This window comes from Microbacterium esteraromaticum (genome assembly GCF_014084045.1).
Lineage (GTDB): Bacteria > Actinomycetota > Actinomycetes > Actinomycetales > Microbacteriaceae > Microbacterium > Microbacterium esteraromaticum_D.
The window spans coordinates 1924126-1940635 of sequence record NZ_CP043732.1; the positions used below are offsets into that span (position 1 = coordinate 1924126).

Annotated in this window: 18 protein-coding genes and 2 tRNA genes; 16 read left to right on the plus strand and 4 right to left on the minus strand. The window is 68.8% G+C overall.

What is annotated here, in order from left to right:
- Positions 1–44 precede the first annotated feature (44 nt).
- The 16 genes from FVO59_RS09125 to FVO59_RS09200 all read left to right on the plus strand — a co-directional run bounded on the left by FVO59_RS09125 (position 45) and on the right by FVO59_RS09200 (position 13854).
- Positions 45–971, plus strand: coding sequence for a carbohydrate ABC transporter permease (locus FVO59_RS09125; protein WP_182252350.1), 927 nt, complete (start codon positions 45–47; stop codon positions 969–971).
- Complete coding sequence (locus FVO59_RS09130; RefSeq protein ID WP_182252351.1) at positions 968–1792, plus strand: carbohydrate ABC transporter permease; 825 nt, start codon at positions 968–970, stop codon at positions 1790–1792. The genes FVO59_RS09125 and FVO59_RS09130 overlap by 4 nt, the downstream gene beginning before the upstream one ends.
- On the plus strand, positions 1789–3882 hold the full coding sequence (locus FVO59_RS09135; protein ID WP_182252352.1) for an ADP-ribosylglycohydrolase family protein: 2094 nt from the start codon (positions 1789–1791) through the stop codon (positions 3880–3882). The genes FVO59_RS09130 and FVO59_RS09135 overlap by 4 nt, the downstream gene beginning before the upstream one ends.
- Entirely contained in the window at positions 3879–4319 is a 441-nt protein-coding gene (locus FVO59_RS09140; RefSeq protein WP_182252353.1) for a secondary thiamine-phosphate synthase enzyme YjbQ, read from the plus strand. Before FVO59_RS09135 ends, FVO59_RS09140 begins: the two co-directional genes overlap by 4 nt.
- The gene (locus tag FVO59_RS09145; RefSeq protein WP_182252354.1) at positions 4319–5221 is read left to right on the plus strand and encodes a PfkB family carbohydrate kinase; all 903 of its coding nucleotides are present in this window, start codon (positions 4319–4321) and stop codon (positions 5219–5221) included. The genes FVO59_RS09140 and FVO59_RS09145 overlap by 1 nt, the downstream gene beginning before the upstream one ends.
- A complete protein-coding gene (locus FVO59_RS09150) occupies positions 5218–6177 on the plus strand; it encodes an SIS domain-containing protein (protein WP_182252355.1) in 960 nt (319 codons plus the stop codon). Before FVO59_RS09145 ends, FVO59_RS09150 begins: the two co-directional genes overlap by 4 nt.
- Positions 6178–6301: 124 nt before the next feature.
- Positions 6302–7078 carry a GntR family transcriptional regulator gene (locus FVO59_RS09155; RefSeq protein WP_182252356.1) on the plus strand — a complete coding sequence of 259 codons (777 nt, stop codon included), beginning with the start codon at positions 6302–6304 and terminating at the stop codon, positions 7076–7078.
- A gap of 34 nt (positions 7079–7112) precedes the next feature.
- Complete coding sequence (locus FVO59_RS09160) at positions 7113–7994, plus strand: ribokinase (RefSeq protein WP_182252357.1); 882 nt, start codon at positions 7113–7115, stop codon at positions 7992–7994.
- Positions 7995–8028: 34 nt separating this feature from the next.
- Positions 8029–8748 (plus strand): ankyrin repeat domain-containing protein, encoded by a 720-nt coding sequence (locus tag FVO59_RS09165; RefSeq protein WP_259363127.1) that lies wholly within the window; start codon positions 8029–8031, stop codon positions 8746–8748.
- 77 nt (positions 8749–8825) lie between these two features.
- Positions 8826–9317 (plus strand): FBP domain-containing protein, encoded by a 492-nt coding sequence (locus FVO59_RS09170; protein ID WP_182252358.1) that lies wholly within the window; start codon positions 8826–8828, stop codon positions 9315–9317.
- A 76-nt stretch (positions 9318–9393) separates the two neighbouring features.
- Positions 9394–10203, plus strand: coding sequence for an enoyl-CoA hydratase/isomerase family protein (locus FVO59_RS09175; RefSeq protein WP_182252359.1), 810 nt, complete (start codon positions 9394–9396; stop codon positions 10201–10203).
- Positions 10204–10275: 72 nt separating this feature from the next.
- Positions 10276–11418, plus strand: a complete 1143-nt coding sequence (locus tag FVO59_RS09180) for a hypothetical protein (RefSeq protein ID WP_182252360.1) — start codon at positions 10276–10278, stop codon at positions 11416–11418.
- Positions 11415–12209 carry an inositol monophosphatase family protein gene (locus tag FVO59_RS09185; protein ID WP_182252361.1) on the plus strand — a complete coding sequence of 265 codons (795 nt, stop codon included), beginning with the start codon at positions 11415–11417 and terminating at the stop codon, positions 12207–12209. Before FVO59_RS09180 ends, FVO59_RS09185 begins: the two co-directional genes overlap by 4 nt.
- Positions 12210–12338: 129 nt before the next feature.
- Positions 12339–13610, plus strand: a complete 1272-nt coding sequence (locus FVO59_RS09190; protein ID WP_182252362.1) for a M23 family metallopeptidase — start codon at positions 12339–12341, stop codon at positions 13608–13610.
- 66 nt (positions 13611–13676) lie between these two features.
- Positions 13677–13748: transfer RNA gene (locus FVO59_RS09195), tRNA-Thr, on the plus strand.
- Between the two features lie 32 nt (positions 13749–13780).
- Positions 13781–13854: transfer RNA gene (locus FVO59_RS09200), tRNA-Met, on the plus strand.
- A gap of 143 nt (positions 13855–13997) precedes the next feature.
- Here the strand turns inward: FVO59_RS09200 and FVO59_RS09205 are convergent.
- The 4 genes from FVO59_RS09205 to FVO59_RS09220 all read right to left on the minus strand — a co-directional run bounded on the left by FVO59_RS09205 (position 13998) and on the right by FVO59_RS09220 (position 16444).
- A complete protein-coding gene (locus FVO59_RS09205; protein WP_182252363.1) occupies positions 13998–14135 on the minus strand; it encodes a hypothetical protein in 138 nt (45 codons plus the stop codon).
- 132 nt (positions 14136–14267) lie between these two features.
- Positions 14268–14867, minus strand: coding sequence for a PASTA domain-containing protein (locus FVO59_RS09210; protein ID WP_182252364.1), 600 nt, complete (start codon positions 14865–14867; stop codon positions 14268–14270).
- A gap of 105 nt (positions 14868–14972) precedes the next feature.
- The gene (locus FVO59_RS09215) at positions 14973–15962 is read right to left on the minus strand and encodes a cation diffusion facilitator family transporter (protein WP_259363128.1); all 990 of its coding nucleotides are present in this window, start codon (positions 15960–15962) and stop codon (positions 14973–14975) included.
- Positions 15959–16444, minus strand: coding sequence for a type 2 periplasmic-binding domain-containing protein (locus tag FVO59_RS09220; protein WP_259363129.1), 486 nt, complete (start codon positions 16442–16444; stop codon positions 15959–15961). Before FVO59_RS09220 ends, FVO59_RS09215 begins: the two co-directional genes overlap by 4 nt.
- Between the last annotated feature and the right edge of the window lie 66 nt (positions 16445–16510).

Here is a 16510-nt window from a genome sequence, read left to right on the forward strand (position 1 = left end):
CCCGCCTGCACAACACTCCGTCCGAGCAGAAGAGGAAGCCTCGAATGCACACCACCCACGCGATCGTCACCGGCGACTCCGGGGCGCGACGCGCGTCGCACGGCCGGCGAGCAGGACACTTCCGTCGACAGACCCTGACCAGCTACCTCCTGGTGGCTCCGGCGCTGCTGCTGTCGATCGTCATCGTCGTGATCCCGGGGATCCTGACCCTGCTGTTCGCGTTCACCGACTGGAACGGGATCGGCTTCGACGCCACCTTCACCGGGTTCGCCAACTTCCAGGAGATCCTCGCCGACCCGGTGTTCGCGACGTCGCTCACCAACAACATCAAGTGGCTGGTGCTGTTCCTCACCCTTCCGGTGATCATCGGCCTGCTCACCGCTGCGACGCTGCTGCGCCGCAAGCGCATGCGCACCTTCTACCAGGTCATCTTCCTGATGCCCTATGTGCTGGCTCCGGTCGTCAACGCGATGGTCTGGCAGACCATCATCTACAACCCCAACGGCGGCGTGTTCGGATTGCTCGGCATCGATCCGCCCACCTCGATCCAGCCGACCTCGCTGTACGCGGCGGCTGCCGTCGACATGTGGCACTACTGGGGATTCCTCACCGTCGTCTACCTGGGCGCGATGCGGCAGACGCCTATCGACCAGGTCGAGGCGGCCACCGTCGACGGAGCGGGGGCATGGAAGGTCTTCCTGCACGTCTACCTGCCCAGCATCCGGCCCACTCTGCTGCTGATGGGAGTCATGACGGTGATCTTCTCGTTCCTGGCATTCGACTACGTCTACCTGCTCACGCAGGGCGGACCGGCGCACTCCAGTGAGGTGATGGGCACCTATGCCTACGCCTTCGCGTTCTCCTCCTTCCAGTTCGGGAAGGCCGCCGCCGTCGGGCTCATCATGAGCTTCTTCGGCCTGCTCGCCTCCGTGGTCTACACCTGGATCAGCCGAAGGGATCTCCTGCGATGAGGAACCGCCTGCACACCACCGTCAGCCACCTCGTGCTGGCCGTGTTCGCCATCACCGCGCTCGTGCCGCTCGTGCTGGTTCTGCTGAACAGCTTCAAGGACAACTCCGAGATCCTCGGCAACCCGTTCCTGCTGCCGCAGAGCCTCACGTTCGACAATTTCTCGACGGCGTGGCAGTACGGTCGCTTCGCCGAGGGGTTCGTGAACAGCATCCTGCTCACCGGCACCACGGTGATCGTCGTCCTGGTCTGCTCCGCGCTCGCCGGCTACGTGCTCGCCGGGCAGAAGGTGCGCACGTGGCCGCTCATCATGGTCTATCTCACGATGGCGATGACCGTGCCGATCCAGCTGTTCATCTTCCCCCTCTACTCCGTGGCGGCAAGCCTCGGCCTCACCGACAACGTGTTCGTCGTCGGCGTGATCCTCGCAGCGATCAACATGCCCTTCGCCACGTTCCTGATGCGCACGTTCTTCCTGAATGTGCCCACCGAGGTCGAGGAGGCCGCGCTCGTCGACGGACTCAACACCTTCCAGCTGGTGACCCGCGTGCTGCTTCCGATGGTGCGACCCGGCCTGATCACGGTCGGCGTGATCATCGGTCTGAACGCGTGGAACGAGTTCCTCATCTCGTCGACCTTCCTGCAGGGGCGCGACACGAAGACGCTCACGCTCGGGTTCCTGACCATGAACGGAACATTCAGCACGGACATCGGGACGATGATGGCCGGTGCGCTCATCCTGATCCTGCCGATCCTGGTGGTCTTCATCGCCCTGCAGCGGTTCGTCGTCGACGGCATGGCGAGCGGGGCGGTGAAGGGATGAGCGCGGCTGCTCCGCTCGACTCCCGGTATGTCGAGCGGGTGTACGCAGGCGTGCTCGGCAAGCTCATCGGCGTCTACCTGGGCAGGCCCGTCGAAGGGTGGGCCTACGACGACATCGCCTCACGCTTCGGGCTCGTCGACCGGTACATCAATGGCGACCTCGGCGTGCCGCTCATCGTCGCCGACGACGACATCTCCGGCGCGCTCGCCTTCGGGCGATCAGTCGAAGACAACCCTGGGCGGGCTGTCGGAGCGCGGGAAGTCGGCCGGACCTGGCTGAACTACATCATCGAGGACAAGACGATCCTGTGGTGGGGCGGCTACGGTCGCTCGACCGAGCACACCGCCTATCTCAATCTGCGCTCCGGGATCGAGGCGCCTGAGAGCGGGTCCATCGCGGTGAACGGGCAGACGCTCGCCGAGCAGATCGGCGCGCAGATCTTCTCAGATGCGTTCGCTCTGATGCATCCGGGAGATCCGGATGCCGCTGCGGCGCTCACCCGTGCGGCCGCCAGCGTCAGCCACGACGGCGTCGCACTCGACGCGGCAGCCTTCTTCGCGGCCATGCGCGCCCAGGCGTTCGTCGATTCCGATCTGCTCGGACTCATCGACATCGGACGCAGGCACGTCGCCGATCTGCGCATGCAGCTTCTGATCGACGACGTCACGGCGCACGTCGATCCCGCCGACGACTGGCGCGACGTGCGCGCCTGGGTCGACGCGCGCTACGGGTACGCCCGTTACCCAGGTCCGTGTCACGCGCTCTCGAACACGGCGATGGTGCTGGCGGCTCTGCTGCTCGGCGGCGACGACTTCGGCAGGGCGGTGGCGATCGCCTCATCCGTCGGGTTCGACACCGACAGCAATGCGGGCACGATCGGGTGCCTCAACGGCGTTCGTCTCGGGCTCGGCGCCATTCCAGTCTCGTTGCGGGATCCGGTTGCCGACCGGGCTGTGGTCGTCAGCGCGGACGGCGGTGAGGCGGTGACGGATGCGTCGCGCGAGGCGGTTCGCATCGCCGACGCGGCCCGATCGCTCAAGGGACTCGCCGCGACGGGGTCCGGCCCCCGGTTCGACTTCGCGCTCCCCGGCGCCAGGCACGGGTTCACGAGCTGCCCGCATCTGGCCGACGCGGCGACGGCGCTGTCGAACTCGGGCGGTGCGCTCTGCGCGGAGGTGCCGGCCGAGAGAGTGGCCGCGATCTCGACCCCGACCTTCCTCGATCCGCTCGACCGGGTGGGGAACTTCTCGACCGTCGCCAGCCCGACGCTCTACCCGACGCAGGAGGTGACGGTGCGTCTCGGGGCGGATTCCGCTGTCGACGCCCGCCTCTACGCCCTGTACGAGAGCGACGACGGGGTGCTCCGGCGGTACAGCGACACCGCGACGGTCACGGTCGCTCAGACACTCGCCTGGGTCGTCCCCGCGGTCGGCAACCTCGTGCCGTTCCGCATCGGTCTCGAGCTGCACTCCCGTGGCGCCGGTGCCCTCGTCACGATCGACAGCGTGGACTGGGACGGTGCGCCAGATGATTTCCGCCAGACCGGCATCCTGCTCTCCTCGATCTGGGACACGAAGCCGGCGGGCCTGGCCCCATGGGTGAGCTCGGCGCGCAACTGGGAGGCCGACTTCGCGGGGACGTACTGCGTCTCGCATCCGGGTGACGGCGGTGTCGTGACGATCGGCAGCCGTGGCTGGCGCGACTACGAGGTGACGTCGGCACTCATCCTGTCGCTGCACCGGAGCGCCGGACTGGTGGTGCGCGCGCGAGGCCACCGGAACTACACCGCGGGCGTCTTCACTCAGCAGACGGTGCAGCTGATCGACCAGATCGACGACGAACGCCGGGTGCTCGCCGAGGTGCCGCACGAGTACGCGCCTGACAGCCCGTTGCAGGTATCGCTCTCGGTCAGGGGCGAGCTGCTCGTCATGAGCGTCGACGGCGAGACCGTGATCACCGCGCGGACGACGCGGGGAGAGGTCGGCGGCGGTGCCGGATTCTTGGTCGAGCGCGGCACCTTCACCGCCGACGGCTTCTCCGTTCGGCGCCACAGTCCCAACCAGATGGAACAGAGAAAGGCAACAGCATGAGCGTCACCCCCGGAACCTGGGAGAGCTTCTCGATCAACACCAAGCCCGCCGAGGGCTTCCCCGCCCCGACCGGGTACGTCGACGTGACCCCGCAGCTGCGCGAAGCCGTGTCCGGATCGGCCGGCAACGGGGTTCTGCACGTGTTCATCCCGCACACCACCTGCACGATCATCTTCAACTCCGGTGTCGACGGCACCACGCTGCAGGACATCCGCCTGTTCATCGAGCAGTCGGTGCCGGTGGATCGCCCGTTCGTGCATCTGCACGACGGTCCGCAGGACGCGGCAGCCCACGTCCGCCTGGTCTTCGGCGTGCAGTCGCTGCAGCTGCCTGTCATCGACGGCGAGCTCGGCATCGGTCACAGCCAGGGCGTCTACCTGCTCGAACTGGATGGTCCGCGCGACCGAACCGTCCAGTACGCGCTGCAGTCGTTCTGATGGCACTGCTCGGCGTGCGCGGCGGACTCTCCGTCGACCACCTGGTCTGGGAGGGGAAGGGCGCCCGGTTCGCGGAACCGGGCGGCCCTGGGCTCTTCGCCGTCCTCGGCGCACGGCTGGTCGCCGGAGTCGATGTGCGGCTGGCCACAGAGCTGCCTTCCGACGATCCGCGCTTCGCCGAGCTCTTCACACGTCACGGCATCGATCACCGGTACTGCACCGTGGGCGCTGCGGCCACTCGGCTGTGGATCCTGAACTCGAACGAGGGTCGTCGGATCGTCGAGACGGCATCCCGATCGGCGATCGAGATCGAGGGGGAGGGCTCCGATGGAGACGAGCAGGGCGAGCCCGAGACCGACGCGCGCTTCTTCGCTGGCCTCGACGCACTGCTCGATTCGTCTCCGTTGAGCCGTGCGCAGGTCGACCCGCGCACGGCGACCGGTGTCGATCCGCATCAGGGGCCGATGCGCCTCGAGGGGCTCGAGTATCTGAGGCGGGTCGTCAGGCCTGGCGGTGTCGTGCTTCCGAGCCGGGTGCAGCTCGCGCTCATCGACTCCGACGCGCGGGCCGCCGCACGCCGGATCGCGTTCGAGCTGGCGACACCCGTCATCGCGCGCCTGGATCGCGAGGGCATGCTGGTCGTCGATCCGGATGACCCCGACGACTGGGAGATCCGCGACTCCGGGATTCATGTGGTCGAGACGACCGGTGCAGGGGACTCCTCGGCCGCCGCGATCATGGCGGCGATCGCACTCGGCGCCGATCTGAGGACCGCGGCGATGTTCGGCGTGGCGGTCGCACGCATCGCCGTGAGCGATTGGGGCGCCAGTGGGCTCCTTCGCGCCGAACAGTTCACCGTGCCGCCCGATGGCGTCACTGCAAGTAAGGAAAGAAGAAGATGACTCATCAGGAGAATCTCACCCGTCTCATCGCGGCGCTCGAGACGTCAGCGGATGTTCGTGCGTCCGTGTCGGACGCGCCAGGCAGCGCGGTCTTCACCGGATCCGGCGACTCGCTGTCGTCGGCGCTGCTCGCGCAGGCGTACGGGCACAGGGCGATGTCGTCGGGTGACATCACGTTCATGGGGCGGCTGCCCGTCGGGGTCGAGACCGTCGTCGGCATCTCGCACTCGGGCACCTCGGGCGCGACCGTCCAGGCGCTGCGATTGGCGCGTTCCGCAGGGGCGCGCACGATAGCCATCACCTCCAATTCCGATTCGCCGCTCGCCGAGGCTGCCGATGAGGTGCAGGTGGTCCCGTCGCTGCACGTGGAGGAGGCCGTGCCGGTCGCCGGACACCTCATGCTGGGCCTCGGCGTCGCGGCGGTCTGCGGCGCAGACGTCGACGGCGCCACCTCGGCGCTCGCGAGCCGTCTGCGCGATCTCACGAGCCTGGTCGAGGAGACCGTCGAGGGACTGCCGGCGGAGGCGCCGGTGAGCATCTCGCTGCTCTCGCTGCCCGATCTGCGAGGAGCCGCGGATTTCTGGATGCTGAAGCTCATCGAGGCCACGGGCCTCGCTGTGCGATCGGTCCCGCTGGAGGAGAGCGGCCACGTGGACTACTTCCTGGGGCCGCAGCCGCACCTCGCCGTGCAGCTTCTCGGTGCGTACAGCCGGTTCCGCTTCGATCGTCTGGCTGCGGCTCTCGAGCACACGGGGCAGACGGTGCAGCAGGTGGCCTTCCCGCAGCAGGCGGGCGAGGCCGGCATCGACGCCGTCCTGACGGAGCTCGGCGGCGCCGTGGTCGGCACGGTGGTCGCCGAGGCCGCAGCCGGACGCTGGGGCCGCCCGCCGTTCCGCGGCGGCGCGGTGAACATGGACGCCGCGCACATCAAGCTGGACGCTCAGGCGATCAGCTGATCAGACGGCCGACGGTGTGCGGGCCCGGCTCGACGGCGCGTCGGGCCCGTGCGCCGTCGGCGGCCGCGTCCGATGATGTCATGTAGTTATAATGACTCATACAACTGGTCCTGGAGGTGGGTTCATGCCGATCGACGCACTATCGCATCCGCTCGCAGTGTCGGCCACCCCTGTCAACCGACAGTCGCCGATGCCGGCCTGGGCGCAGGTGCATCGCGATCTCAAGACCCTCATCGACCAGGTGTCGGACATCGGCGAGCAGCTGCCGACCGAACTGGAGATGGCCTCGATCTACGGAGTCAGCCGCATCACGGTGCGCCAGGCGCTGGCCGCGCTGGCGCAGGACGGCTATGTGGAGCGACGGCAGGGGACGGGCACGTTCGTCGCAGACCGGCCTGCCCTCGTGCAGCACGACTTCGGGCTCATGACCCCCTGGCGGGATCGCTTCCGTGCCGCGGGCGAGGAGGCGGAGTCGATCCACCTCGTCGACGGAGAACCGGAGCCCGAACCCGCCGAGCTCCGCCGCGAGCTCGACGCCGACGAGATGGATCTGCCTCGTCTGCATCTGAAGCGGCTGCACAAGGTCAACGGGCGCCCGATCGGAATCACCGACTCGTGGATCGCGGGGCGGGCGGCCCAGGCGCTCGAGGGGCGCGAGCTCGTCGAGGGATCGGTCTCGAAGACGCTGACGAAGGTGGGCATCGCGAGCACGCAGCAGCACCACTTCCTCGAGGTCCGAACGGTGACGCGAGCCGAGGCGGCGCTTCTGCAGACCAGCGAGGACGGCACGCTCTTCGTCGACTGGTCGGTCGGCCGCGACGGCGGCGAACTGATCGAGACCGCGCGCACCGTCTGGCTCGGCTCCCGGGTCCGATTCCACTACGCCACGCCGGGCGCATGACCCGGCCCGAGTCGCCGAACCAAGGGAAGCATCAATGACTGGACGCGTCGTCGTCGTCGGTTCGATCAACGCCGACATCATCACCTCTGTTCGCGAGCGTCCCGGTGGTGGCCGAACAGTGCTCGCGACCGACATCGTCCGACGAGCCGGCGGAAAAGGCGCCAACCAGGCTGCGGCGGCAGCGCGCGCGGGAGCGGCCACCATCCTCATCGCTGCGGTCGGAGACGATGCGGAAGCAGAGGTGCAGCTGGCCGAGCTCCGCGAAGACGGAGTGGATGTCTCGCGGGTGCGGACCGTGCGCGGAGCCTCGACCGGGCTCGCGCTCATCACCGTCACGCCGGACGGCGAGAACTCGATCATCGTCGCCGCCGGGGCGAATGCAGAGCTCACGCAGGATCATGCCCTTGCGGAGATCGAGGGCAGCGACCCTGCAGTCGTGGTCCTGCAGACCGAGGTCGCCATCGATCTGATCGAGGCCGTCGCGCGGTGGTGCCGCTCGCGCGGGGTGCGGCTGCTGCTGAACGACGGACCCGTTGTCGCCCTGGGCGCCGAGACCCTGGCAGCCGCAGACCCGCTCGTCGTCAACGAGCACGAGGCGCGTGAGATCTGCGGCGACCCGTCGGGGCTCGGGACGGATGACATCGTGCGACGTCTCGCGGAGGTGACGGGCGCACCGTCCGTGGTCGTGACCCTGGGCGGTCAGGGCGGCCGGATCATCGATCGCGGCGTCGAGTACTCGGTCCCGGCCGAGAGAGCACCGGAAGTGCTCGACACCACGGGTGCGGGTGACGCCTTCCTGGGGACTCTGGCGGCCGCGATCGCGGAGGGCGAGGCGCTGCGGGATGCCGTGCGCCGGGCGACATCGGCCGCCGCGCAGTCCGTCTCGTGGATCGGTGCACGTCCGCCGCGACGCTGACCCCTCGCGCTGAAGTTTTTGGTATACCATCCTCGTGACTGAGGAGGTCTCGATGCGCGTGTTCCGCACGATCCTGGTGGCGGTCGCCGCCGCCGCGACGCTGGGCGGCTTGGTCGGGTGCGCCCCGGCATCCGCACCTTCCACCCCCGACGCCGCGAAGGACGCGACCGACGACCTGTGGGCGGCGATCGAGGCGGAGGACGCCGACGCCGCGATCCGCGCGATCGAGGACGGCGCCGAACTCGAAGACCGCGGCGGCCAGAATGACGCGACACCCCTCATCCAGGCGACGAAGCAGAACCAGCCGATGATCGCGCGCGTGCTCATCGACGCGGGCGCCGACGTCAACGCGAAGGACGGCATGCAGGACTCGGCGTTCCTCTACGCCGGGGCCGAGGGGCTCGACGAGATCCTGACGCTGACGATCGACGCGGGTGCCGATGTGACGAGCACCAATCGCTACGGCGGCACCGCCCTGATCCCCGCCAGCGAGCACGGTCATGTCAGCACCGTGAAGCTGCTCATCGCCGCAGGCGTGCCCGTCGACCATGTGAACAACCTCGGCTGGACGGCCATGCACGAGGCGATCATCCTGAACGACGGCGGGCCCGATCAGGTCGAGACCGTGCGCCTGCTGCTCGCGGCCGGTGCCGACCCCGACATCACCGAGAACGACGGGCGCACGTCGCGCGAACTCGCGGTCGAGAAGGGCTATGACGAGATCGTCGCCGTGATCGATGCGGCGAAGAAGTAGACGCGGATGCGAAGGACGCCGGCGCCCCGACTCGGCCGCGCCGCCTCGCCGGGTGCTGACCTTCTTAGACTGGATCGATGCGACCATTGACCGAGGCCCAGGTCCGCGAAGCGATCAAGAACGCCGATCCCGATGAGATCGCGCAGATCGGGATGCCGCACGACTTCATCCTGACCGACTGGGACTACCTCGACTTCCTCGCATGGCGCGACCCGGACTCCAGCCGTCGCGCGGTCGTGATCGTGGAGCACGAGGGGCAGCCGCTCGGCATCGTGCTGCGCTCGACCGATCCCGGCCGGGTGCGCTCCGGCATGTGCAACATCTGCCGCACGATGCAGCCGGGCAACCAGGTCGCGCTGCTGACCGCACGGCGCGGGGGAGCGAAGGGGCGTCGCGGCGACAGCGCGGGAACGTACATCTGCGCCGACCTGTCGTGTCACGACAACGTGCGCCTCGCCCATCCCCTCGCCCCGAGCGAGGTGCGCGCTCCCGGCCAGGTCGACCAGCGTCTCGACGGCACGAAGCATCGCATGGAGGACTTCGTCGTCCGCGTGCTGTCCGAGCACTGAGCCGTGTGCTGCGGCGCGCGTATGAATCTGAGTCCCAGCTAAGCTGAAACCCCGTCCTGCGCATCGAAGGAGAGCCATGACCGATCCGCTTCTGCTCACGATCGACGAGGGCCTCGCCCGGCTCACGCTCAACCGCCCGGCGAGCCTGAACGCCTTCGACGCCGACCTGGCGCACGCCTGGCGCGACGCCACCGCAGAGGTCGTCTCCCGCGACGACGTGGGTGCGATCCTCATCGCAGGCAACGGTCGCGCGTTCTGCGCTGGCGGCGACGTGCTCGCCATGTCGCAGGGAATGGCAGGCGGCCATGAGATCACCTCACTCGCGCACGTCATCAACGCAGGCATCCTGTCGCTGACCACCTCGGCCGTTCCCGTCGTCGCGGCAGCGCACGGCACCACGGCCGGCGGCGGGCTCGGCATCCTGATGTGCAGCGACTACGCCGTCGTCGGCGCCGGCTCGAAGATCGGCAGCCGCTACGCGAACATCGGCCTGACTCCCGACCTGTCGGTCTCGGCCCAGCTCGCGCGCGCCGTCGGCGAGCGCCGCGCATTGCAGCTGCTGCTGCAGGACCGGATGCTCTCGGCCGACGAGGCCGTCGACTGGGGTCTCGTCGCGGAGGCCGTCCCTGGGCCGGTCGCCGAGTCGGGGGCCGACCCGGATGCCGAGGCGGATGCCGTGCGCGAGCGCGCAGAGCAGATCGCGCGCTTCTGGCTCGCCGGGGCCTCATCGGCGTACGGCCACGCGAAGCGCCTGGTGCGCTCGCAGCCGTCCCGTTCGTTCGAGGAGCAGCTGAGCGCCGAGGCCGACTCGATCGGCGCCGCGTTCGACACTCCGGATGCCCAGGCGCGCATCGCCGGGTTCGCTGCGGCGTCGCGCAAGCGCTGAGGCTTATCCACAGCATCCGGCGATCGACGAGGACGCGTGGGAGGATGAGACCACCGACCGGGGGAGGATCTCATGTCCGACGTCACACCGTCCGCTGAGCAGCAGGCGAGCGCAGGCGACCAGAAGCCGATGTCGTCGAAGCTGCTGCGCGGCGCGATCTGGATCGCGATCGGCGCACTGATCGCAGCCGCCCTCGTCTGCGTGGTGTGGGTGCTGGTCGGCGATCAGGACGGCATCGTCGGCCGTGCGTTCCTCACGATCCTGCTGCTCGCGCTCTTCGCCGGCGTCGCGATCGCCGAGGCGCACCTCGCCGAGCGCCGCCCCGACTGGCTGGCACTCGCGAGCATGATCAGCTGGATCATCGTGCTGCTCGTCGGTGCGGTGAAGATCTGGCTGCCGCGCGACATCGCCGAGTCGTACGGCTGGGTGGGCGTGCGGTTCTTCCAGTTCCTCCTCGTGATCGGGATCCTGCAGCTCGCCCTCGTGCACCTGCGTCTCTTCGTGAAGGCCTCGCGCCGCTACGTCACGACCTTCACGCGGGTGATCGTCATCGTCACGTTCGCGATGCTCGCTGCTCTCGTCGCGATGCTCGTGTTCCACCTCAGCTTCCCCGACCAGTTCGTGTACGACGACCTGTACTGGCGCATCGTCATCGCGCTCGCGATCCTCGCCGCGGTCGGAACAACTCTGATCCCGCTGCTGAACGCCCTGTTCGCCCCGCGCGCACCCCGGCATCCGGCCGCGCAGGCGATCGCGCCGCAGCAGATGTGGCCGACGTACGCAGACGGCCGCACCCCGCTGCCCGCCCTGCCCGACGGCAGCCCCGACGTGAACGCGTACTACACCGGCCGCCCGACCTACGCGCCGCAGCAGACGCCGAGCTTCCCGACCCTCGAGGCGGCGCAGCACCCGTACGGGCAGAGCGCCCAGAGCGGATTCCCGACGGTCGCTCCGCGGGTGGAGCGGACGCCGGATGCCAGTGCTCCGATCGCTCACGTGCCAGGGCGGCACGACGAGGCGCACGCCCCGGCTGTGCCTGCGCCGCCCGCCCCGCCTGCGCCGCACGGGGGTTCCGGTGCACCCGTTCCCCCGCCCGTGCCACCGGCGCCTCCGCTGCCGCTGCCGCTGCCGCAGCCGCCCGCGTCGGAGGCTGCGGCATCTCCCGACGCACCTCCCGCGCCGCGTCCGCCGCAGGCGCCGGAGGCGCAGCAGTGACGGCAGAGCATCTCGGCGCGCTCGCTGCCGAGATCGCGCGTGAGGCCGGCGAGCTCGCCCGTCGTCGGCGCTCGGAGGGCGTCGCGCTCGCCGCCACCAAGTCGACGCTCGCCGACATCGTGACCGAAGCCGACCGCGAGGTCGAGCAGCTCATCCGCGATCGGCTGCGTGCCGAGCGCCCCGACGACGGCTTCCTCGGCGAGGAGACCGGCGCGGAACGGGGATCCAGCGGGTTCACCTGGATCGTCGACCCGATCGACGGCACCGTGAACTACGCCTACGGCATCCCGGGGTACTCCGTCAGCATCGCCGTGGTCGAAGGCGAACCCGATCCGGAGCGCTGGCAGGGCGTGGCCGCCGCGGTGTGCGCACCCGCACTGGGCGAGCTGTTCACGGCTGTCCGCGGTGGCGGGGCATGGCTCGACGGCAGCCGTCTGGCCGTCAGCGGCGAGACGCCGGCGGGCGCGCTGCTCGGCACCGGGTTCGGATACGACCCCCTGACCCACGACGGAGACATCGCCACGGTGCGCCGGGTGATGACGATCGCCCGCGACCTTCGACGAATGGGATCGGCTGCGATCGACCTCGCGTACCTCGCTGCCGGACGCCTGGACGGGTTCTTCGAGCGAGGCCTGAACGCCTGGGACTTCGCGGCTGGCGCGCTGCTCGTGCAGGAGGCCGGGGGACTGGTGTCGCGTCTTGATCCGGATGTCCCGAGGCCGATGCTCATCGCGGGAGGGCGTGCGGTGCACGACCGTCTGCGTGATCTGATCAGCACATCCGGCCCATGACGGATATGTTCGGACTCATGGCTTTTTCAGCCTGAGCACGGTATCGTTTATCCGATCGTTACTTTCGTAACCCGAACGACGAGAGTGACAGAGCTTCCCCGAGCGTGACCTGAACCCGAGAGATCCGTTTTGCCCCCTGAGTACACAGAGAACGTCGCTGCCCCGACGCGACGTTCGAATCGACTTCGCGCCGCCACCTCGGCCCCCGCGAACTCGACGACTCCGCACGCAGAGCAGGCCGTCCCCTCTTCGGCATCCGCCGCAGCCGCTGCCGCAGCAGTGACCGCCGCCGCCGTCTCGGCCGCCGCGACCAGCCGTCGCGCCCGCCGGATGGCTGCCGCGGGTAACCCCGAGGTGCAGCCCGTCGTCGAGCCCGAAGCCGTCATCGCCGCGCCCGCCGCCGTCATCGCCGAGGTCGTCGCCTCCGTGGCATCCGCCGCCGCATCGGCACCCGCACCCGCCGTGAGCCACGAGACTCCCAAGGTCGTCGAGCCGGCCGCCGAGCCGAGCGGCTCCGCAGCAGAATCCGACGCCGACGCATTCGCGGCTGCCTCCGAGGCCTTCGGCTTCCAGCCGGTCGATGCCGACTCCGCCGTCGAGATCCCCGTCGCAGACGAGCCGGTCGCCGCAGGCGTCATCGCTCACGTCGCCCCCCGCCGTCCGCGCATCGCGCGCCGCGTCGTGGCCGCAGGTGCGAGCCTGGGCGTCATGGGTGTCGCGGGCCTCATCGCCGTCTCGATGACCCTGCCGGTGTCGGCCGTCGCCGCCGCGCAGGGCGGCGCACCGGCCTCCCTCGTCGCGGACCCGACCGAGGCGCCGGCGTCGAGCAAGGTCAGCGACGACGAGATCCAGGCGTTCGTCGCCTCCTCTGACGTGCAGGACGAGGCGATCGTGCGCTCCGACGCGTTCTCGACCGTGTCGATGGCCGACGTCGCCGCCGAAGAGGGAATCAAGTTCTCGCAGAGCCTCTACACGAACGACCCCGAGGCCGCCATCCAGTGGCCGTTCAAGGTCGGTGTGGCGATGAGCTCGGGTTACGGCCAGCGATGGGGTCGCCTGCACGCGGGCATCGACCTGGTTCCCGGCGCCGGTGCGCCGATCCAGGCGATCGCCGACGGCACGGTGCGCATCGCGACCGAGTCGGGCGGCGCATACGGTGTCACCGCCTACGTCGACCACGTGATCGACGGGCAGGTCGTGACCAGCCACTACGCGCACATGCAGTACGGCTCGCTGCAGGTCAAGCCGGGCCAGAAGATCAAGGTCGGCGACGTGATCGGCAAGGTCGGCAACACCGGCCGTTCGTACGGCGCACACCTGCATTTCGAGATCATCATCAACGGCTCGACCGTCGATCCGCTGCCGTGGATGAAGCGAAACGCCGGGCGGTACGAGTACTAGGCCTCGATTTCGCGAGAGGTGCACGAAGGTGCTAATCTCATCTGGTTGCCCGGAAACGGGCAGCACGCCCCGATAGCTCAGTGGCAGAGCACTTCCATGGTAAGGAAGGGGTCGTCAGTTCAATCCTGACTCGGGGCTCGCAGCATTCGCATTTCGATCGGATGCCCTGCGGCAGGGTAGCTCAGTTGGTGAGAGCGCACGACTCATAATCGTGAGGTCGCGGGTTCAAGCCCCGCTCCTGCTACAGCATGAAACCCCCGGATTTCCGGGGGTTTTGTCGCACCGGCCGGTCACGGATCCGGCGAGGTACACGTGTAGCACGGCGGGCAGTAGCCCTCGGAGCCCGGCAGTCTTCCGGACGGTATGACGAGCCAGGCTCACGTGTTTCTACAGCCGGGTGACTCGGGACTCGACGATCGCGTCGACGCGACGGATCCAGTCGCCGCCGTTCGAGCAGCCCCAAGCGACAGCATCGCTCACCCAGAGCAGCGGATGCTCGTGCGGCGCGACATGCCGATACTGCATCTCCGATGATCCAGCATGGCGGATCACATCGGTGATCAGACGCCGATCGGCACGTTCGAGGAACTCGTCACGATCAGCTGATCGACGTCGGCTTGCGAGGCATCGCGGGTGCGAGGCACCGTCTCAGCCGCGTCACCGCGGCGCGGTATCCCACTGGAGCACTGCCACCTCGACCGGGGACGGGCCGATGACGCAGTCGACCAGAACCGGGCGGTCGTCGATCGTGGCGTCGTAGCGCAGCCACACTCGATCGCTCTCGGTGTTCGACCAGTGCAGGGCGTTCGGCCAGTCCACCTGGTAGCCCGTCTGGTGCTGCACCCTTCCCTGGTCGTCGCAGATCTCCGGCGCCTCGGCCTCGAGGGGCGTCGTCGCCTGAAGCCATGGCTCACTGACCTTCAGGATGACGTGGGTGCCGGCGTCGGCGAGCTGACCGGCCGGAAGGTCCTGAGCATAGATGGTCCATGCGTCGGCGAGCACCTCGGCCTCCTCGCCGCCGGCGTACAGCGGGACGAGTCCCAAGGCGGTGAGCTTCTCGTGGGCTTCGGAGGCCTCGTCTCCCACGACATCGGGCATGTTCACCAGGCTCCATGCGGGGTCGGACGGGTCGGGCTGCTGAGCGATGCCGCTGAAGGCTGAGCGCAGCACGCCGAGCGAGATCGCCAGGACGGCGATGAGCACCGCAGCGATGCCGACCACCCATAGCCAGCGGCGCCGTGACTGCGCGTGATCCATACGGCCTCGCCGACGTTTCGAGTCAGGCTATCGGGATCGTGCTCGGCGTATGGCACAAGGCGTTCGGCGTGCCTGCGCTGACGTGCACCTGGGGGGCGAGGGGTCTCAGGTGACGATGCCGTCGTCGGCCTCCTGCGGCAGCGCAGACACCGGGATGACCACGACGTCCTGCACCTTCCAGTCGAGCTCGGCGATCATCTCGGATGCCGCGTCGACGTCGGTCACCCTCACCTTGCGACGCGAGGGCACGACGAACGCCTCGACCTGGAAGACCTGGCCGAGGTCGCGCACGCGCACCGCGGCATCCGCGACCCAGCGCTCCTGGCGCAGCTGCTGCACGATCCGGCCGGCGAGCGGGTGCGCGCTCCTGTCGTCGTGTGTCATGGCGCGCTGATCCATCAGGTCGAGCACGGCGCCCTTCGTGTTGCGCCAGCCGTCCCATACGATGCCGAGCGAGATGAAGATGGCCGCAGCGCCATCGAGCCACCAGACGCCCATGCCGATGCCGAGCACGCCGACGACCGAGGCGACATTGGTGTGCCAGTCGGCCTTGGCCATGTCGGCGTCGGCGTAGAGCAGCTTGTTGTGCAGCACCGGAGCGAGCTTCGCCTTCGCCGGGCCGTAGATGAACACCGGGCCGATGATGATCACGCTCATCACCGCGACCATCAGCCAGCCGAGCCAGATCGTCTGGCCGAAGATCTGCACCGTGCCGATCGTCGGATGCTCGCCGGCGACGAGCCCGGTGATCGACTCGACGGCGAGGTTCGCGCCGATCACCAGCAGGGCGACACCGGCGACGAGGTGGCCGACGCCCATGGCGCGGTGCAGGCCGTAGGGGTGCTTTCGGGTCGGACGCCGACGCACGAAGATCAATGCGACGAGGAATGTGACCTGCGGCGCGAGCGAAAGCATGTCCTCGATCCACGCGGTGCGCATCGCCTGCGAGTTGCCGACGACGAATGCGACGAGCACGATCGTCACCGTCGTGTAGCAGATGGTGAAGATCTCCCAGCGGACGGCGCTCTTCAAGGCCTTCTGCTGCTCGGCGGGGAGGTCGGTGCGGCCGAACTGGTGGGCGATGTGGTCCTTCACGATCCCACCTCCTCATCGAGGAACCGCTCGAGGTCGCTGAGGAAGGCGTTCTCGCCGATCGGCACGAGCATCACGATCTTGCGCCCGTCGGCTCCCGCGATGCCGCCGTAGCCACGCGTGACCCCCGCCTTGTCGAGCCAGGGGGTCTTCTCGGTGAACCCGCCGATGATCAGATCGAGGTCGCCGGCCTCGAGCATCCCGACCAGCGTCTCCTCGCTGCCCACGGTCCACTCCGGCTCGGCATCCAGGGCGGTGGCGAACTCGTCGGCCAGATCGGCGAGCGGTCCGCTCGGGGTGGCGCCGTCGACATCCACCAGGCCCGGGTCGGGCGAGGCGCCGACGCGCAGCTCGACGCCGGTCACCCTGTCGAGGGTGCCGTCGGGATCGGTCGGGATGCTGACGCCGCAGCCGGTCAACGCCGTCGCGAGCATCAGCGTGGCAACCGCGGAGACGGAGTGGCGGACTCGTCCGGTGTGGGTCACAGCCTCATGGTGGCGGCCGTATTCCGCGAATGGAACATGGTTGACAAACACATGCCCGATCGGCGT

Bases quoted from the DNA above. Each gene is read 5' to 3' on its own strand.
- FVO59_RS09205 (WP_182252363.1), bottom strand. From the start codon at position 14,135: ATGCAGTATCGGCATGTCGCGCCGCACGAGCATCCGCTGCTCTGGGTG.
- FVO59_RS09125 (WP_182252350.1), top strand. From the start codon at position 45: ATGCACACCACCCACGCGATCGTCACCGGCGACTCCGGGGCGCGACGC.
- FVO59_RS09130 (WP_182252351.1), top strand. From the start codon at position 968: ATGAGGAACCGCCTGCACACCACCGTCAGCCACCTCGTGCTGGCCGTG.
- FVO59_RS09150 (WP_182252355.1), top strand. From the start codon at position 5,218: ATGACTCATCAGGAGAATCTCACCCGTCTCATCGCGGCGCTCGAGACG.
- FVO59_RS09180 (WP_182252360.1), top strand. From the start codon at position 10,276: ATGTCCGACGTCACACCGTCCGCTGAGCAGCAGGCGAGCGCAGGCGAC.
- FVO59_RS09145 (WP_182252354.1), top strand. From the start codon at position 4,319: ATGGCACTGCTCGGCGTGCGCGGCGGACTCTCCGTCGACCACCTGGTC.
- FVO59_RS09210 (WP_182252364.1), bottom strand. From the start codon at position 14,867: ATGGATCACGCGCAGTCACGGCGCCGCTGGCTATGGGTGGTCGGCATC.
- FVO59_RS09135 (WP_182252352.1), top strand. From the start codon at position 1,789: ATGAGCGCGGCTGCTCCGCTCGACTCCCGGTATGTCGAGCGGGTGTAC.
- FVO59_RS09160 (WP_182252357.1), top strand. From the start codon at position 7,113: ATGACTGGACGCGTCGTCGTCGTCGGTTCGATCAACGCCGACATCATC.
- FVO59_RS09155 (WP_182252356.1), top strand. From the start codon at position 6,302: ATGCCGATCGACGCACTATCGCATCCGCTCGCAGTGTCGGCCACCCCT.
- FVO59_RS09175 (WP_182252359.1), top strand. From the start codon at position 9,394: ATGACCGATCCGCTTCTGCTCACGATCGACGAGGGCCTCGCCCGGCTC.
- FVO59_RS09140 (WP_182252353.1), top strand. From the start codon at position 3,879: ATGAGCGTCACCCCCGGAACCTGGGAGAGCTTCTCGATCAACACCAAG.
- FVO59_RS09170 (WP_182252358.1), top strand. From the start codon at position 8,826: ATGCGACCATTGACCGAGGCCCAGGTCCGCGAAGCGATCAAGAACGCC.